Source organism: Streptomyces sp. NPDC127038 (assembly GCF_042725875.1).
Taxonomy (GTDB): Bacteria; Actinomycetota; Actinomycetes; order Streptomycetales; family Streptomycetaceae; genus Streptomyces.
Window position 1 is genome coordinate 80,604 of record NZ_JBHXDQ010000030.1, and the last position, 15,357, is coordinate 95,960.

The window sequence follows — 15,357 nt, forward strand, 5'->3', positions numbered from 1 at the left end:
GGGTTAGGTAACCCTAATACAGCCCCTCGTGCCCGCCCGGCCGTTCGTCGGCGCACCGCCCGTCCGCCCGCCCGTCCGCACGGTCGCCTGTCCGTCCGGCTGTCCGCCCGGTCGATCATCTGTACGGCCGTTCATCCGCGCGGCACCCGCTCGCGAGGCGGCGGCCCGCGCCGCGTCGCCCGTTCGTCACCCCGCCGGTTCTCGCCCGTCAGCGGCGGGTGGCAGGATCGGACCCATGCCAGAAGTGCTCGATGCCACCCCCTACGACGCCCTGCTCCTGCTCTCGTTCGGCGGCCCGGAGGGCCCGGACGACGTGGTCCCCTTCCTGGAGAACGTGACCAGGGGCAGAGGCATCCCCAAGGAACGGCTCAAGGAGGTCGGGCAGCACTACTTCCTGTTCGACGGGATCAGCCCGATCAACGGACAGAACCGCGCCCTGCTCGACGCGCTGCGCAAGGACTTCGCCGGGCACGGTCTGGACCTGCCGGTCTACTGGGGCAACCGCAACTGGGCGCCGTACCTGACCGACACGCTGCGCGAGATGGCCACCGACGGGCGGCGCCGGATCCTGGTGCTGGCCACCAGCGCGTACGCCTCGTACTCGGGCTGCCGGCAGTACCGCGAGGACCTGGCGGGAGCCCTCGCCGCCCTGGAGGGGGAGGGTCTCGAGCCGCCGAGGGTCGACAAGCTGCGGCACTACTTCAACCACCCCGGGTTCGTCGAGCCGATGACCGAGGGCGTCCTCGCATCGCTCGCCGACCTGCCCGAGGACGTCCGGGCGGGGGCGCACCTGGTGTTCACCACCCACTCGATCCCGGTCACCGCGGCGGACACCTCCGGTCCGGCCGAGGGGCACGGCGACGGCGGCGCGTACGTCCGGCAGCATCTGGACGTCGCCCGGCTGATCGCGGAGGCGGTGCGCGAGAAGACCGGGACCGACCACCCGTGGAAGCTCGTCTACCAGTCGCGCTCCGGCGCCCCGCACATCCCGTGGCTGGAGCCCGACATCTGCGACCACCTGGAGGAGCTGCACGGTGCCGGAGCCACGGCCGCGGTGATGGCGCCGATCGGGTTCGTCTCCGACCACATGGAGGTCCTGTACGACCTGGACACCGAGGCGCGGGCGAAGGTACGGGACCTGGGCCTGCCGGTGCGCCGTTCGGCCACGGTGGGCTCCGACCCCCGGTTCGCCGCGGCCGTCCGTGACCTGGTGCTGGAGCGCGCCGCGGCCGAGAGCGGCCGGGAGGTGGCACGGTGTGCCCTGGGCGCGCTCGGCCCGAGTCACGACCTGTGCCCGGTCGGCTGCTGCCCGGCCCGCACGCCCAAGCCCGCCGCCGCGGGCGCCGACAGCCCCTTCGCATGAGGAGCCACGTGACCGAGCCCCTGCACACCGAACTCCTCCAGCTCGCGCACGAGGCAGCCCGCCGCGCGGGCGAGCTGCTGCGCGACGGACGGCCGGCGGACCTCGCTGTCGCCGCGACCAAGTCCAGCCCGATCGACGTCGTGACCGAGATGGACATCGCGGCGGAGAAGCTGATCACCTCGCTGATCGCCGAGCACCGCCCCCACGACGGCTTCCTCGGGGAGGAGGGCTCGGCGACCGAGGGCACCAGCGGTGTCCGCTGGATCGTCGACCCGCTCGACGGCACCGTCAACTACCTGTACGGACTGCCGACCTGGGCCGTGTCCATCGCGGCGGAGCAGGACGGCGAGACCGTGGTCGGTGTCGTCGCGGCCCCCATGCGCGGCGAGACGTACCACGCGGTACGCGGCCGGGGCGCCCGCGCCTCCGGGGCGTGGGTCGGTGAGCGCCGGCTGGCCTGCCGCCCGTCCCCTCCGCTCGACCAGGCCCTCGTCTCGACCGGCTTCAACTACGTGACCAAGGTCAAGACCCATCAGGCCGACGTCGCCCAGCGGCTGATCCCGCTGGTGCGTGACATCCGGCGCTCGGGCTCGGCGGCGGTCGACCTCTGCGACGTCGCGGCAGGCCGCCTCGACGGCTACTACGAGCGCGGCCTGCACCCCTGGGACCTCGCGGCGGGCGACCTGATCGCCCGGGAGGCGGGCGCGGTGACCGGTGGACGCCCCGGAGAGCGCCCCACGGGCGATCTCGCGGTGGCGGCCTCACCGGGCGTCTTCGAGCCCCTCCAGCGGCTCCTGGAGGACTTCGGCGCCTGGCACGACTGACGGCCGGCCCGGGAGGGGCCCGCCGGACGGCGGAGCCGCTTCCCGGAAGGCCGCGACGCTGCACGGCCGAGGGAACGACGGAGCGGGGCCCCGGTACTGGATCGATACCGGGGCCCCGCTCTCGTACGTGCAGATCAGACGCGTGTGGCGCCGATCTCCACACCGTGCTCCGCGGCGAGGCGGTGCAGGTCGTCCAGCTCGGCCTGCTCGATCTCCGTGAGGAAGTCGTCGCCTGTCTCGCGAGCCCGCGTCAGGTCGGACTCGGTCGTCCTTATGCGCTGCAGAAGTCCTGTGGTGAAAGCGTCCATGCTGCGCCCCCTCGTCCTGGGTCGTGGGTCGGGTGGCACGGGGGTGTGCCGATGGAAAGGGGCGATCACGTCTCCGAATGGGGTGCCCAGCGCTGCCCGGGCTGGGCGGCGACGGTGCCGGACACCCACGCCCGCTCTGCGGAAGCGTTGGACGTACCACAATGTGGTTTGCCACATGCAGAGCGTGATCGCGGGGTGTAAAGCCGTCCTCCCCCCGCTCTCTTCCGCGGAAACCTCAACCCGACGAGAAAATCGGGTGTTCCCGGTCCTCCGGACGCGCTTCCCCGGCTCCGCCCCCGTCTTACAGCCGGTTTATGGCCGAAACGGGCAGGATGGAGCTCTCATCCGTGACGGACCTGCCCGCGTGGTGCGCTCGAGCGTGCCCGCCGGTGGACAGAGGAAGGACAAGCGACGTGCGCGTACTCGTCGTCGAGGACGAGCAGCTGCTCGCCGATGCGGTGGCCACCGGACTGCGCCGGGAGGCCATGGCCGTCGACGTCGTGTACGACGGCGCGGCCGCGCTGGAGCGCATCGGGGTCAACGACTACGACGTGGTCGTCCTCGACCGCGACCTCCCGCTCGTGCACGGCGACGACGTCTGCCGGAAGATCGTCGAGCTCGGCATGCCCACGCGCGTGCTGATGCTGACCGCCTCCGGCGACGTCAGCGACCGGGTCGAGGGCCTGGAGATCGGCGCCGACGACTACCTCCCCAAGCCGTTCGCGTTCAGCGAGCTGACCGCGCGCGTGCGTGCACTCGGACGGCGTACGAGCGTGCCGCTGCCGCCCGTCCTGGAGCGCGCCGGGATCAAGCTCGACCCCAACCGCCGCGAGGTCTTCCGCGACGGCAAGGAGGTCCAGCTCGCCCCCAAGGAGTTCGCCGTCCTCGAGGTGCTGCTGCGCAGCGAGGGCGCCGTCGTCTCCGCGGAACAGCTCCTGGAGAAGGCCTGGGACGAGAACACGGACCCGTTCACCAACGTCGTGCGCGTCACCGTCATGACGCTGCGGCGCAAGCTCGGCGAGCCCGCCGTGATCGTCACCGTGCCCGGCTCCGGGTACAGGATCTGATCCACCGTGGCCACCACTCCAGCGCCGCCCGCGGCGCCTCCGAAGCCGACGTGGGACCCGAGGAGGGCGGAGCCGCCCTTCCCCTGGCTGCGTCCCACGATCCGTATACGTCTGACGCTGCTGTACGGCGGCATGTTCCTGATCGCCGGCATCGTGCTGCTGTCGATCATCTACCTGCTCGCCGCGCAGGCGCTGAACGTCGGCAGCGACCTTCCCTTCCAGATCATCTCCGGGAAGGTCGGCAGCAACGTCTGCAACCTCCCGCAGAACCCCTCGGCGGACGAGCTCAACCGCGCGATGGCCGACTGCGTGAACCAGCAGCGCCAGCACGCCCTCGACGACCTGCTCAGCCGCTCCCTGCTCGCCCTGCTCGGCCTCGCGGTCATCGCCTTCGCGTTCGGCTACGCGATGGCCGGCCGCGTCCTGTCGCCGCTCGGCCACATCACCCGCACCGCGCGCGCGGTGGCCGGCTCCGACCTGTCCCGGCGGATCGAGCTGGACGGCCCCGACGACGAGCTGAAGGAGCTCGCGGACACCTTCGACGACATGCTGGAGCGGCTGCAGCGGGCCTTCACCGCCCAGCAGCGGTTCGTGGGGAACGCCTCGCACGAACTGCGCACCCCCCTGGCGATCAACCGCACGCTCCTCGAGGTGCACCTCTCGGGCCCCGGGGTGCCGACGGAGATGCAGCAGCTCGGCAAGACGCTGCTCGCCACGAACGAGCGCAGTGAGCAGCTCGTGGAGGGCCTGCTGCTGCTCGCCCGCAGCGACAACCAGATCATCGAGCGCAAGCCGGTGGACCTCGCCGAGGTCGCCACGCAGGCCGTCGACCAGGTGCACGCCGAGGCCGAGGCCAAGGGTGTGGAGATCCGCGGGCATCGCGCCCCTGTGGTTGTCCAGGGCAACGGAGTGCTCCTGGAGCGGATCGCCCTGAACCTCGTCCAGAACGCCGTCCGGTACAACGTGCCGCAGGACGGCTGGGTCGAGGTCACGACCGAGACGGATCACGGCAGGGCGGTCCTGGAGGTGTCGAACACGGGACCGGTCGTTCCCGCGTACGAGGTCGACAATCTTTTCGAACCCTTCCGGCGGCTGCGCACCGAGCGCACGGGCAGCGACAAGGGCGTGGGCCTTGGCCTGTCGATCGTCCGGTCCGTGGCCCGTGCGCACGGGGGTCACATCGTCGCTCAGCCCCGAGAGGGAGGTGGGCTCGTGATGCGCGTCACCCTCCCGATCTGAGACCATGTCGCGGACACGCGGCGATGTTCGCTTTGCGCGGAATTTTCGGGTCACCCACCCGAGTGATCCGTGTGTGATCGATCACAAGGACGAATTTCGGTCCATCTACTCTCCGTGATCATGCAACCTGCCGGAAAGCCGGGAAAATCCGGGTTTTCGGGGGTCCTGATCACGGGAAGTACACGGTGGGGCGCCTTTGAAGTGCGACCTGGGGACCGTGTACGGTCCGCATCGCCATCCAAGCCGAGCACTCTTGATGAGTCCGGTTGGGTGTCGATTGAGTAACAGACCTTGATGTGAGGCAAAATCTCCGCCTCGGGTCGGGCACAAGTCCGGCCTCTCACGCGTTACGTGCGCTGGAGACACCGCAGACACCCAGAGGGGGAGAGCGACAATGGCAACGGATTACGACACCCCGCGCAAGACCGACGACGACGTCGACTCGGACAGCCTTGAAGAACTGAAGGCTCGCCGGAACGACAAGTCCACTTCGTCCGTCGACGTAGATGAGTTCGAGGCCGCCGAAGGCCTGGAGCTGCCCGGTGCGGACCTCTCGAACGAAGAGCTGGCCGTCCGGGTGCTGCCCAAGCAGCAGGACGAGTTCACCTGCATGAGCTGCTTCCTGGTGCACCACCGCAGCCAGCTGGCCCGCGAGAAGAACGGTCAGCCGATCTGCCGCGACTGCGACTGAGGCAGGGTCGGCCGTGACCGGCTCGACCTCACCTCGGAAGCGCCGCCTCCCGTTCAGGGCGGCGGACGAAGGGCCCGCCAAGGGCCCTGAAGGCGTGCGTGACGACGAGCGGGGCTCTTCCGAACAGGGATCAGCCTCGCTCGACCGAGCGGCCGCCACAGACGGCCTGACGGCCCCCACGGACACCCCCTCGCCCGCAGCGAGGCGTCGCGTGGAGGCTGTTCGGGACGGACTCAAGAGGGGCGTGACGAGAAGCGGCGTCCGGGCCAGGGCGGGCCTGGCGTTCGTCACCGACCGGATCATCGACATCGCCCCCCGCATTCCCGTGAGGGACCTGGCCGCACTCCGCAGACAGTTCCCGGGCCTCGGCCCGGAGGAGATCGCGGACAAGCTCGTCGCGGGCGCCGCCGCCGCGACGTCCACCGTCGGCGCCGGGATCGGCGCCGCCGCGATGCTGCCGGTGCCGCCCGCCATGCCCACGGAGCTCGCCGCCGAGATCACCGCGGTCGCCGCGATCGAGCTGAAGCTGATCGCCGAACTCCACGAGGTCTACGGCCTGCGCCCGCAGGGCAACCTCAAGCAGCGCAGCACGGCCTACCTCCACTCCTGGTCGGGCGAGCGCGGTATCGACGTGGCCAAACCCATGACGATCAACGCCGCGCTGGGCGGCCAGATGAAGCGCGAGCTGCGCCAGCAGATCATGAAGCGGACGGTCCGGGACCTGCCCAACCTCATGCCGTTCATGGTCGGGGCTGCCGTGGGCGCGGTGATGAACCGCCGCGACACCCGGCGCGTGGCCGGCCACATCCGCAAGGACCTGCGCAGGATGCAGGTCCCCTGGGACGCGCTCCCGCAGCTGCCGCCGCTGGAGAAGCCGATCGACCCCGTGCGGATCGGCGAGATCCCCACCGACCTGGGGGACTGAGGAGACCCGGGAACCCGGGGCCGTGCGCGCGGCGGGGCGCCCACGGCCGTACGACCACGTCCTCGCCGGTTACCGGGCCGGTACGCGTGTACGCGACCGGCGGACCGCTCCGTGGAGCCGGCCCGCCGGATCATGCGCAGCCGGACCCCGTGCGGGCCCGTGGCGTCCTCAGCTCTCCGTGGACCGGACCGCTTCCCGCGCCGTCTCCAGGGCGGCGGCCAGACGCTCCGGCTCCCGGGTCGACAGGTACAGATAGGGCGTCGGGTCCCCGGGGTCGGTGACCTGGACCCGCAGCGCCGTCGGGATGTACGAGCGCAGCAGCATGAAGGCGCGGGTGTCGGCCTTGTAGGTACGCCAGGCGCGCGCCTCCTCCGGGTCCATGATCTCCGAGCCGCCGAGGGCGGAGACCGGGATCTTGGCGTCGCCCGCGATCAGCGAGTCGCCGACCACGCGGATGCGGATCGAGCCGTACGAACTGGCGGCGACCGCCGCGACGGCGGTGCCGCCGACGAGCGCTCCGAGCATCGGCAGAGTGCCGAACGGAAGGAAGACCAGGGCCAGCGCGAGCCCGACCAGGAAGCTGATCACCCACCACGACCGGGGCGCGGTGAGTCGTTCTTCGTAGGGGGAGGCGGAGAGCTGCATGACGCCAAGCTTGGCACGGTGCGAAGACTTGGTGGACGCGCGGGTAAGGTCTGCGCCTGTGAGTGGTACTTCCGCAGCTCTGACGCCTCCCGCCGACGCCGTCGCGCCGGTGCGGCACCCCGACGCGCCCGCCCCCGGAGAGCTCCTCGGAGCACACTACGAACACTGTTTCGGGTGCGGTGGGGCCCAGCCCCACGGACTCCACCTGGAGGCCCGCGCGGGGGACGGCGTCACGATCACGGCGGAGTTCACCGTGCGCCCCGTCCACCAGGGTGCCCCGGGACTCGCGCACGGCGGCGTTCTGGCCACCGCGCTCGACGAGACGCTCGGCTCGCTGAACTGGCTGCTGCGGACGATCGCCGTGACGGGCCGCCTGGAGACCGACTTCCTGCGCCCCGTACCCGTGGGCACCGTGCTGCATCTGGAGGCCGAGGCCACCGCGGTGGCCGGCCGGAAGATCTACTGCACCGCCACAGGACGGATCGGCGGCCCCGACGGGCCCGTCGCCGTCCGCGCGGACGCCCTCTTCGTCGAGGTGAAGGTCGACCACTTCATCGACAACGGCCGCCCGGAGGAGATCCGCGCGGCGATGAACGACCCGGACCAGATCCGGCGATCCCGTGCCTTCGAGGTGAACCCGTGACCCTTAGCCCTGGGGCGAGCGAGCCCCGTCCAGAACTTCCCGTGATGATCAGGCGCGTCGATCCTGACGTCCCGCTGCCCGAGTACGCGCAGCCCGGCGACGCGGGAGCCGATCTTCGGACCACCGAGAGTCACGAGCTGAAGCCCGGTGAGCGGGCCGTGCTGCCGACGGGAGTGGCCATCGCGCTGCCCGAGGGGTACGCGGCCTTCGTGCACCCGCGGTCGGGCCTGGCCGCCCGCTGCGGTGTAGCCCTCGTGAATGCCCCGGGGACGGTGGATGCCGGGTACCGTGGGGAGATCAAGGTGATCGTGGTGAATCTCGATCCGCGCGAGTCCGTGCGGTTCGAGCGCTTCGACCGGATTGCTCAACTGGTCGTCCAGCAGGTCGAGAAGGTTCGCTTCCAGGAGGTCGCGGAACTTCCCGGTTCGGCGCGGGCCGCAGGGGGCTTCGGGTCCACCGGCGGTCATGCCGCCGTGGACAGCACAACGGGTGGGAATCGATACGCTTCGGTCGTATCCGACCGGGAAGGACAGTGACGTGTTCGGACGTCGCAAGAAGGGCAGTGCCGCCGAGGACGCGGCGGGCGAGGCCGAGCAGGTCGTCGACGGCGTCGACACTGAGGCGGACGAGGACGCGGAGCGCGAGCGCGTGAGGCTCGAACCCGAGCCGCGCCCCGACGGGCCCTGGGACAGCGAAGAGGTGCGTGACCCCGCCGAGGGGCGGGTGGACCTCGGCGGTCTGTTCGTGCCCGGAGTGGACGGCATGGAGCTGCGGGTCGAGGTCGCGGGCGACGCGATCGTCGCGGCGACCGTCGTCGTCAACGACAGCGCCGTGCAGCTCCAGGCCTTCGCCGCCCCCAAGCGCGAGGGCATCTGGGGCGAGGTGCGCGAGGAGATCGCCTCCGGGATCACCCAGCAGGGCGGTGTCATCGACGAGGTCGAGGGACCGCTGGGCTGGGAGCTGCGGGCTCAGGTGCCGGTCCAGCTGCCGGACGGCACGGGTGGTTTCCAGGTCGTGCGGTTCGTCGGCGTGGACGGCCCCCGCTGGTTCCTGCGCGGAGTGATCTCCGGGCAGGGCGCGGTGCAGCCGCAGGCCGCCGGGCTGCTGGAGCAGATCTTCCGGGACACGGTCGTCGTCCGCGGCGAGGGCCCGATGGCCCCCCGCGACCCGATCGTCCTGAAGCTGCCGAACGACGCGCAGATGGTCCCCGAAGGCGTTCAGCAGGAGGACCAGAGCGGCTCCCGCTTCTCCGGCGGCATGGGACAGCTCCAGCGCGGACCGGAGATCACCGAAGTCCGCTAGGCGGGCGAAGGACAAGCAGCAGGACACAGGCAGTACGAGGGCCGCATCCCCCAGGGATGCGGCCCTTTCCCATGCGCGCGCGTTCCGGCCGGGGCGCGGCCTCCCGTGTTCCTGTACGTGAACGCTGGTTGAGCAGCGGATCTCCCGCAGGCTCTTGACGGGAACTTGGTCCGTACCTATGGTCACCGGCCAGCACTCCATGTTCAAAACCTCGTGTGAAGTTCACATACAAGAATGGATGGCTCTGTATGCCCGCCACCCCCACTCGGCATCACCGCCGACGGCGCCCCGCCTTACTCGTCACCGTCGCCGCCGCGACCGCGGCCCTCGTCGCCACCCTCCTGTCCTGGCCCGGCGCGCACCCGGCCGAAGCGGCTCCCGCCGCCTTCGTCCACCCCGGGGTCACCGTCTCCCGGGGACAGCTGGACTTCGCCCGCACCGAGGTCCTGGCCGGCGCCCAGCCCTGGAAGGGCGCCTACGACCAGATGATGGCGAGCACCTACGCCTCGCTCACCCGCACCCCCAAGCCCCGCGCGACCGTCGAGTGCGGCTCCTACTCCAACCCCGACAACGGCTGCACCGACGAGCGCCAGGACGCGATCGCCGCCTACACCGACGCCCTCGCCTGGTACGTCACGCGCGACGACCGGTACGCCAAGAAGGCCATCGAGCTGATGGACGCCTGGTCCGCGGTGATCAAGGAGCACACCAACAGCAACGCGCCCCTCCAGACCGGCTGGGCCGGCTCGTCCTGGCCCAAGGCCGCCGAGATCATCAAGTACACGTACACCGGCACCTGGGCCAACTCGGGCCGCTTCGCGACCATGCTGCGCGACGTCTACCTGCCCGAGGTCATCAACGGCTCCAACTCCAACGGGAACTGGGAGCTGTCGATGATGGAGGCCGCGGTCGGCATCTCCGTCTTCCTGGAGGACAAGACCTCCTACGACAAGGCCATGGCGAGGTTCCGGACCCGCGCCGCGGCGTACGTCTACCTCTCCAGCGACGGCGCCGTGCCGAAGACCGTGCCGAGCCAGAACCTCGACACCACCGCGAAGATCGTCAGCTACTGGCAGGGCCAGTCCACCTTCGTCACCGGACTCACCCAGGAGACCTGCCGGGACCTCACCCACACCGGGTACGGCATCTCGGCCATCTCGCACATCGCCGAGACCAGCCGCATCCAGGGGCAGGACCTGTACGGCACCGACGTCGGCGAACGGCTGCGCCAGGCGCTCGGCTTCCAGTCGAAGTACCAGCTGGGCACCGCCGTGCCGAGCTGGCTGTGCGGAGGCTCGCTGAACCTCGGACTCGGCCCGGTCACCGAGGTCGGCTACAACGCCCTGCACAACCGTCTGGGCATCGCGATGACCAACACGCAGACGCTCACCCAGCAGAACCGCCCCGCGGGGAGCAACAACCTCTTCGTCGCGTGGGAGACGCTCACGCACGGCGACAATCCCGCGTGAACCGAAACCGGGGTCCCGACCGATGAAGCGGTGAAGGGCCGGGCGTCCGGGAGAGACCGGCGCCCGGTCCCCAGGGACCACCGGGAGGGAACATGAGCCGAACCGTCACCAGCGGCACCAGCCGGCACGCGCGGCGCATCAGGGTTGCGTCAAGGACGCTCCCCGGCAGGACGAACGTCCCGTTCGCCGGGAGTCCTGGCCGTAAGGTCGACGCTGCGTACACAGGCGTGACAGGAAGACAATGGGCTCATGGGACGCGGCAAGCTTCGGATCTATCTCGGCGCGGCACCCGGCGTGGGCAAAACCAACGCGATGCTCTCCGAGGCGCACCGCCGCGTCGAACGCGGGACGGACTGCGTGGTGGCGTTCGTCGAGCACCACGACCGGCCCCGCACCGAGGTGATGCTGCACGGCCTGGAGCAGGTGCCGCGCCGGCAGCTCGGCCACCGTGGCGGCGCCTTCACCGAGATGGACGTCGAGGCCGTACTCCACCGTGCCCCGGCCGTCGCCCTGGTGGACGAACTGGCGCACACCAATGTCCCCGGCTCCCGCAACGACAAGCGCTGGCAGGACGTGGAGGAACTGCTCGCCGCCGGGATCGACGTCGTCTCCACCGTCAACATCCAGCACCTGGAGTCGCTGGGTGACGTCGTCGAGTCGATAACGGGCGTACGCCAGCGCGAGACCGTGCCGGACGAGGTCGTGCGGCGGGCGGACCAGATCGAGCTCGTCGACATGTCACCGCCCGCGCTGCGCCGCCGGATGGCGCACGGCAACATCTACAAGCCCGACAAGGTCGACGCGGCCCTGTCGAACTACTTCCGTCCCGGCAACCTCACCGCGCTGCGCGAACTCGCGCTGCTGTGGGTCGCCGACCGGGCCGACGAGTACCTGACCGAGTACCGCAGCGAGCACCGTGTCTCCAGGATCTGGGGATCCCGGGAGCGGATCGTGGTCGGGCTGACCGGCGGCCCGGAGGGACGGACGCTGATCCGCCGTGCCGCGCGGCTGGCCGAGAAGGGGGCCGGCGGCGAGGTCCTCGCGGTCTACATCGCCCGCAGCGACGGACTCACCTCCGCCTCGCCGAAGGAGCTGGCCGTCCAGCGCACCCTCGTCGAGGACCTCGGCGGCACCTTCCACCACGTCGTCGGCGACGACATCCCCGCCTCCCTGCTGGACTTCGCGCGCGGGGTCAACGCCACCCAGATCGTGCTCGGCTCCTCCCGCCGCAAGACCTGGCAGTACGTCTTCGGGCCCGGCGTCGGGACGACGGTCGCCCGGGAGTCGGGCCCCGACCTGGACGTCCACATCGTCACCCACGAGGAGGTCGCCAAGGGACGCGGGCTGCCGGTGGCCCGCGGAGCACGGCTCGGCCGTTCCCGGATCATCTGGGGCTGGGCGATCGGCATCGGCGGCCCCCTGGTCATGGCCGTGCTGCTGAACACGATCGACCTCGGCCTCGCCAACGACATGCTGCTGTTCCTGTCGGTGACGGTCGCGGCCGCCCTGCTCGGCGGTCTGCTCCCCGCGCTCGCCTCGGCGGCCTTCGGCTCGCTGCTGCTGAACTACTTCTACACACCACCCCTGCATCGGCTGACCGTCGCCGACCCGAAGAACATCGTCGCCATCGTGATCTTCGTGGGCGTCGCCGTCTCCGTGGCGTCGGTCGTGGACCTGGCTGCCCGCCGCACCCACCAGGCGGCACGGCTCCGCGCCGAGTCCGAGATCCTCTCCTTCCTGGCGGGCAGCGTGCTGCGCGGCGAGACGAGCCTGGAAGCGCTGCTGGAGCGCGTCCGGGAGACCTTCGGGATGGAGTCGGTGGCGCTGCTGGAGCGCGCCGGCGACGTCGAGCCGTGGACCTGCGCGGGCAGCGCCGGACCCGACCCCGCGACCCGCCCCGAGGACGCCGACGTCGACATGCCCGTCGGCGACCACATGGCGCTCGCGCTGTCCGGGCGGGTGCTGCCCGCCTCCGACCGCCGGGTGCTGGCCGCGTTCGCCGCGCAGGCCGTGGTGGTCCTGGACCGCCAGCGCCTCCAGCACGAGGCCGACCAGGCCAAGGAGCTGGCCGAGGGCAACCGCATCCGCACCGCCCTGCTGGCCGCCGTGAGCCACGACCTGCGCACCCCGCTCGCCGGGATCAAGGCCGCGGTCTCCTCCCTGCGCTCCGACGACGTGGCCTGGTCCGAGGAGGACCGCGCCGAGCTCCTCGAAGGCATCGAGGACGGCGCCGACCGCCTCGACCACCTCGTGGGCAACCTGCTGGACATGTCCCGCCTCCAGACCGGCACGGTCACCCCGCTGATCCGCGAGATCGACCTCGACGAGGTCGTCCCGATGGCGCTCGGCGGTGTGCCCGAGGACAGCGTGGAGCTGGACGTCCCGGAGAGCCTGCCGATGGTCGCCGTCGACGCCGGACTGCTGGAGCGCGCCATGGCCAACCTCGTCGAGAACGCGGTCAAGTACAGCCCGGTCGGGGACCGGGTCCTGGTCGCCGCGAGCGCCATGGCCGACCGCGTGGAGGTCCGCGTGGTGGACCGCGGCCCCGGCGTCCCGGACGACGCCAAGGACCGGATATTCGCGCCCTTCCAGCGCTACGGGGACGCCCCGCGCGGCACCGGTGTGGGCCTCGGCCTCGCGGTGGCCCGGGGCTTCACCGAGGCGATGGGCGGCACCCTCAACGCCGAGGACACCCCCGGCGGCGGACTCACCATGGTCCTCACGGTGCGGGCGGTGGAGCGCCGTCCCGAACCGGCGGCCCGATCAGCAGTCGCGGAAAGGCAGGCTTCATGACCCGGGTCCTCGTGGTCGACGACGAACCGCAGATCACCCGAGCCCTCGTGATCAACCTGAAGGCACGCAAGTACGAGGTCGACGCGGCCCCCGACGGAGCCACCGCGCTCCAGCTGGCGGCCGCACGCCATCCCGACGTCGTCGTGCTCGACCTCGGCCTGCCCGACATGGACGGCGTCGAGGTGATCAAGGGGCTGCGCGGGTGGACCCGGGTGCCGATCCTGGTGCTGTCCGCCCGCCACTCCTCGGACGAGAAGGTCGAGGCGCTCGACGCCGGCGCCGACGACTACGTCACCAAGCCCTTCGGCATGGACGAACTGCTCGCCCGGCTCCGCGCCGCCGTCCGCCGCGCCGAGCCCACCGGCGGCGGTGAGGACGACGTGATCGTCGAGACGGCGGGGTTCACCGTGGACCTGGCGGCCAAGAAGGTGCACCGGGACGGACGGGACGTGCGGCTCACCCCCACGGAGTGGCATCTGCTGGACGTGCTGGTCCGCAACACGGGCCGGCTCGTCGGCCAGAAGCAGCTCCTCCAGGAGGTCTGGGGCCCGTCCTACGGCACGGAGACCAACTACCTGCGCGTCTACATGGCCCAGCTGCGCCGCAAGCTGGAGGTCGACCCCTCGCACCCGAAGCACTTCATCACCGAGCCCGGTATGGGATACAGATTCGAACGGTGACACGGCCCCGGCCCCAGGTCCGCCGTACCGTCGCCCGATCGGGCGGACCACGGGGCCGGTTCCGGCCGGTTCGGGCGGCGGCGCCGCGGGTACGAAGCTGTGGGTGCCCCCCGGTACGCTTTCGGTATGAGTGCTGTTCCCCGTTCCGAAAAGCCGGCGGGCCGCTTCCGGCGCATGATGGACCGGCTCTCCTCGTCCCAGGAGGACCTGGAATCCGAGGAGCTTCGGGAGGACACGGCGACCGCGGGCTGTACCCGTATCGGCGACTGCCACGACCGGCAGATAGTCACCGTTACTGGTACCTTGCGCACGGTCACTCTGCGGCCGAGGGCCGGTGTCCCGGCCCTGGAGGCCGAGCTGTTCGACGGCTCGGCCGCCCTGGACGTGGTCTGGCTCGGCCGCCGTTCCATCGTCGGCATCGAGCCCGGACGCAGGCTGATCGCCTCGGGCCGCATCTCGATGAGCCGGGGCCGTAGGGTGTTGTTCAATCCGAAGTACGAACTCAGACCCCTCGGACGGGAGTAGCCGGTGACGTCGCTCGACAAGCCGACCGAAGACGCCCAGGACGCCGAGCAGGATGCGCGGGCGGTGACCGAGGCCGCACTCTTCGAGGCGTTCGGCGGCGTGCGGGGCATGGTCGAAACCGTGGTCCCGGGCCTGCTCTTCGTCACCATCTTCACGATCAACAAGGACCTGCACTGGTCGGCGATCGCCGCCCTCGCGGTGTCCCTGCTGCTCGTCGTGGTCCGCCTGGTCCGGCGCGACACCGTGAAGCACGCCTTCAGCGGTGTCTTCGGCGTCGCCTTCGGCGTGGTCTTCGCGATGATGACGGGCAACGCCAAGGACTTCTACCTGCCGGGCATGCTGTACACGCTCGGTCTGGCCGTCGCCTACATCGTGACCACCCTCGCGGGCGTCCCGCTGATCGGCCTGATCCTCGGCCCGGTCTTCAAGGAGAACCTCTCCTGGCGTACGCGCAACCCCGGCCGCAAGAAGGCCTACGCCAAGGCCAGTTGGGCCTGGGGCCTGATCCTGCTCGCCAAGTGCGCGGTGCTGTTCCCGCTCTACTGGTGGGGTGACACCACCCAGTTCGGCTGGGTCCTGATCGCCCTGAAGATCCCGCCGTTCCTGCTCGCCGTCTGGCTCACCTGGGTCTTCCTGGCCAAGGCGCCGCCGCCCATCGACGTGTTCGCCGAGATGGAGGCCGAGGAGCAGGCGGAGAAGGAGCGCAAGGCCGCCCTCGCGACGGAGCGCGGCGACGCCCCGGCGCCGGCCCGCCACCGCCGCGAGGCCTGAGCCCGGACACCGCCGCGGGTGAGGACGGCCGAGGGCACCTGAAAGCGCCCGAGCCCGAGCCCGTACCTCCGCGGTGCGGCTGTCGTACGACGAAGGGGGCGCCCGGAGAATC

The 15,357-nt window shown here is 70.9% G+C and carries 16 protein-coding genes; 14 read left to right on the top strand and 2 right to left on the bottom strand.

The window, feature by feature from the left end:
* The first annotated feature begins 235 nt into the window (after positions 1-235).
* Both ACFWI4_RS21590 and ACFWI4_RS21595 read left to right on the top strand, forming a co-directional pair.
* Entirely contained in the window at positions 236-1,363 is a 1,128-nt protein-coding gene (locus ACFWI4_RS21590; RefSeq protein ID WP_387198555.1) for a ferrochelatase, read from the top strand.
* 8 nt (positions 1,364-1,371) lie between these two features.
* Positions 1,372-2,187, top strand: coding sequence for an inositol monophosphatase family protein (locus ACFWI4_RS21595; RefSeq protein WP_387198558.1), 816 nt, complete (start codon positions 1,372-1,374; stop codon positions 2,185-2,187).
* Positions 2,188-2,321: 134 nt separating this feature from the next.
* On the opposite strand, the gene ACFWI4_RS21600 is transcribed toward ACFWI4_RS21595, so the two are convergent.
* Positions 2,322-2,495 carry a hypothetical protein gene (locus ACFWI4_RS21600; protein WP_387198561.1) on the bottom strand — a complete coding sequence of 58 codons (174 nt, stop codon included), beginning with the start codon at positions 2,493-2,495 and terminating at the stop codon, positions 2,322-2,324.
* Between the two features lie 413 nt (positions 2,496-2,908).
* Here ACFWI4_RS21600 and ACFWI4_RS21605 point away from each other — a divergent pair, with 413 nt between their 5' ends.
* The 4 genes from ACFWI4_RS21605 (at position 2,909) to ACFWI4_RS21620 (ending at position 6,417) form a co-directional block, all read left to right on the top strand.
* Entirely contained in the window at positions 2,909-3,562 is a 654-nt protein-coding gene (locus ACFWI4_RS21605) for a response regulator transcription factor (protein ID WP_103549594.1), read from the top strand.
* Positions 3,563-3,568: 6 nt separating this feature from the next.
* Positions 3,569-4,801: a sensor histidine kinase gene (locus tag ACFWI4_RS21610; protein ID WP_385403170.1), complete on the top strand. Its 1,233-nt coding sequence runs from the start codon at positions 3,569-3,571 to the stop codon at positions 4,799-4,801.
* Between the two features lie 394 nt (positions 4,802-5,195).
* Positions 5,196-5,492: a DUF4193 domain-containing protein gene (locus ACFWI4_RS21615; protein ID WP_003997302.1), complete on the top strand. Its 297-nt coding sequence runs from the start codon at positions 5,196-5,198 to the stop codon at positions 5,490-5,492.
* 13 nt (positions 5,493-5,505) lie between these two features.
* A complete protein-coding gene (locus ACFWI4_RS21620; protein ID WP_385403168.1) occupies positions 5,506-6,417 on the top strand; it encodes a hypothetical protein in 912 nt (303 codons plus the stop codon).
* Between the two features lie 168 nt (positions 6,418-6,585).
* Here the strand turns inward: ACFWI4_RS21620 and ACFWI4_RS21625 are convergent, their stop codons facing one another.
* Positions 6,586-7,062, bottom strand: coding sequence for a DUF3093 domain-containing protein (locus ACFWI4_RS21625; protein ID WP_385403165.1), 477 nt, complete (start codon positions 7,060-7,062; stop codon positions 6,586-6,588).
* Positions 7,063-7,120: 58 nt separating this feature from the next.
* On the opposite strand from ACFWI4_RS21625, the gene ACFWI4_RS21630 reads away from it, so the two are divergent.
* From ACFWI4_RS21630 to ACFWI4_RS21665, 8 genes are all read left to right on the top strand, one after another.
* Entirely contained in the window at positions 7,121-7,705 is a 585-nt protein-coding gene (locus ACFWI4_RS21630) for a PaaI family thioesterase (protein WP_387198566.1), read from the top strand.
* 44 nt (positions 7,706-7,749) lie between these two features.
* Entirely contained in the window at positions 7,750-8,241 is a 492-nt protein-coding gene (gene dut / locus ACFWI4_RS21635) for a dUTP diphosphatase (protein ID WP_385403199.1), read from the top strand.
* Between the two features lies 1 nt (position 8,242).
* Positions 8,243-9,007, top strand: coding sequence for a DUF3710 domain-containing protein (locus tag ACFWI4_RS21640; RefSeq protein WP_385403161.1), 765 nt, complete (start codon positions 8,243-8,245; stop codon positions 9,005-9,007).
* 248 nt (positions 9,008-9,255) lie between these two features.
* Positions 9,256-10,476, top strand: coding sequence for an alginate lyase family protein (locus ACFWI4_RS21645; RefSeq protein WP_387198569.1), 1,221 nt, complete (start codon positions 9,256-9,258; stop codon positions 10,474-10,476).
* 249 nt (positions 10,477-10,725) lie between these two features.
* Positions 10,726-13,269, top strand: a complete 2,544-nt coding sequence (locus ACFWI4_RS21650) for an ATP-binding protein (RefSeq protein ID WP_387198572.1) — start codon at positions 10,726-10,728, stop codon at positions 13,267-13,269.
* A complete protein-coding gene (locus tag ACFWI4_RS21655; RefSeq protein WP_037620035.1) occupies positions 13,266-13,949 on the top strand; it encodes a response regulator in 684 nt (227 codons plus the stop codon). Before ACFWI4_RS21650 ends, ACFWI4_RS21655 begins: the two co-directional genes overlap by 4 nt.
* A 126-nt stretch (positions 13,950-14,075) precedes the next feature.
* Positions 14,076-14,474 carry an OB-fold nucleic acid binding domain-containing protein gene (locus ACFWI4_RS21660; RefSeq protein WP_385403154.1) on the top strand — a complete coding sequence of 133 codons (399 nt, stop codon included), beginning with the start codon at positions 14,076-14,078 and terminating at the stop codon, positions 14,472-14,474.
* A gap of 3 nt (positions 14,475-14,477) precedes the next feature.
* The gene (locus ACFWI4_RS21665; protein ID WP_387198576.1) at positions 14,478-15,245 is read left to right on the top strand and encodes a DUF3159 domain-containing protein; all 768 of its coding nucleotides are present in this window, start codon (positions 14,478-14,480) and stop codon (positions 15,243-15,245) included.
* Positions 15,246-15,357 lie beyond the last annotated feature (112 nt).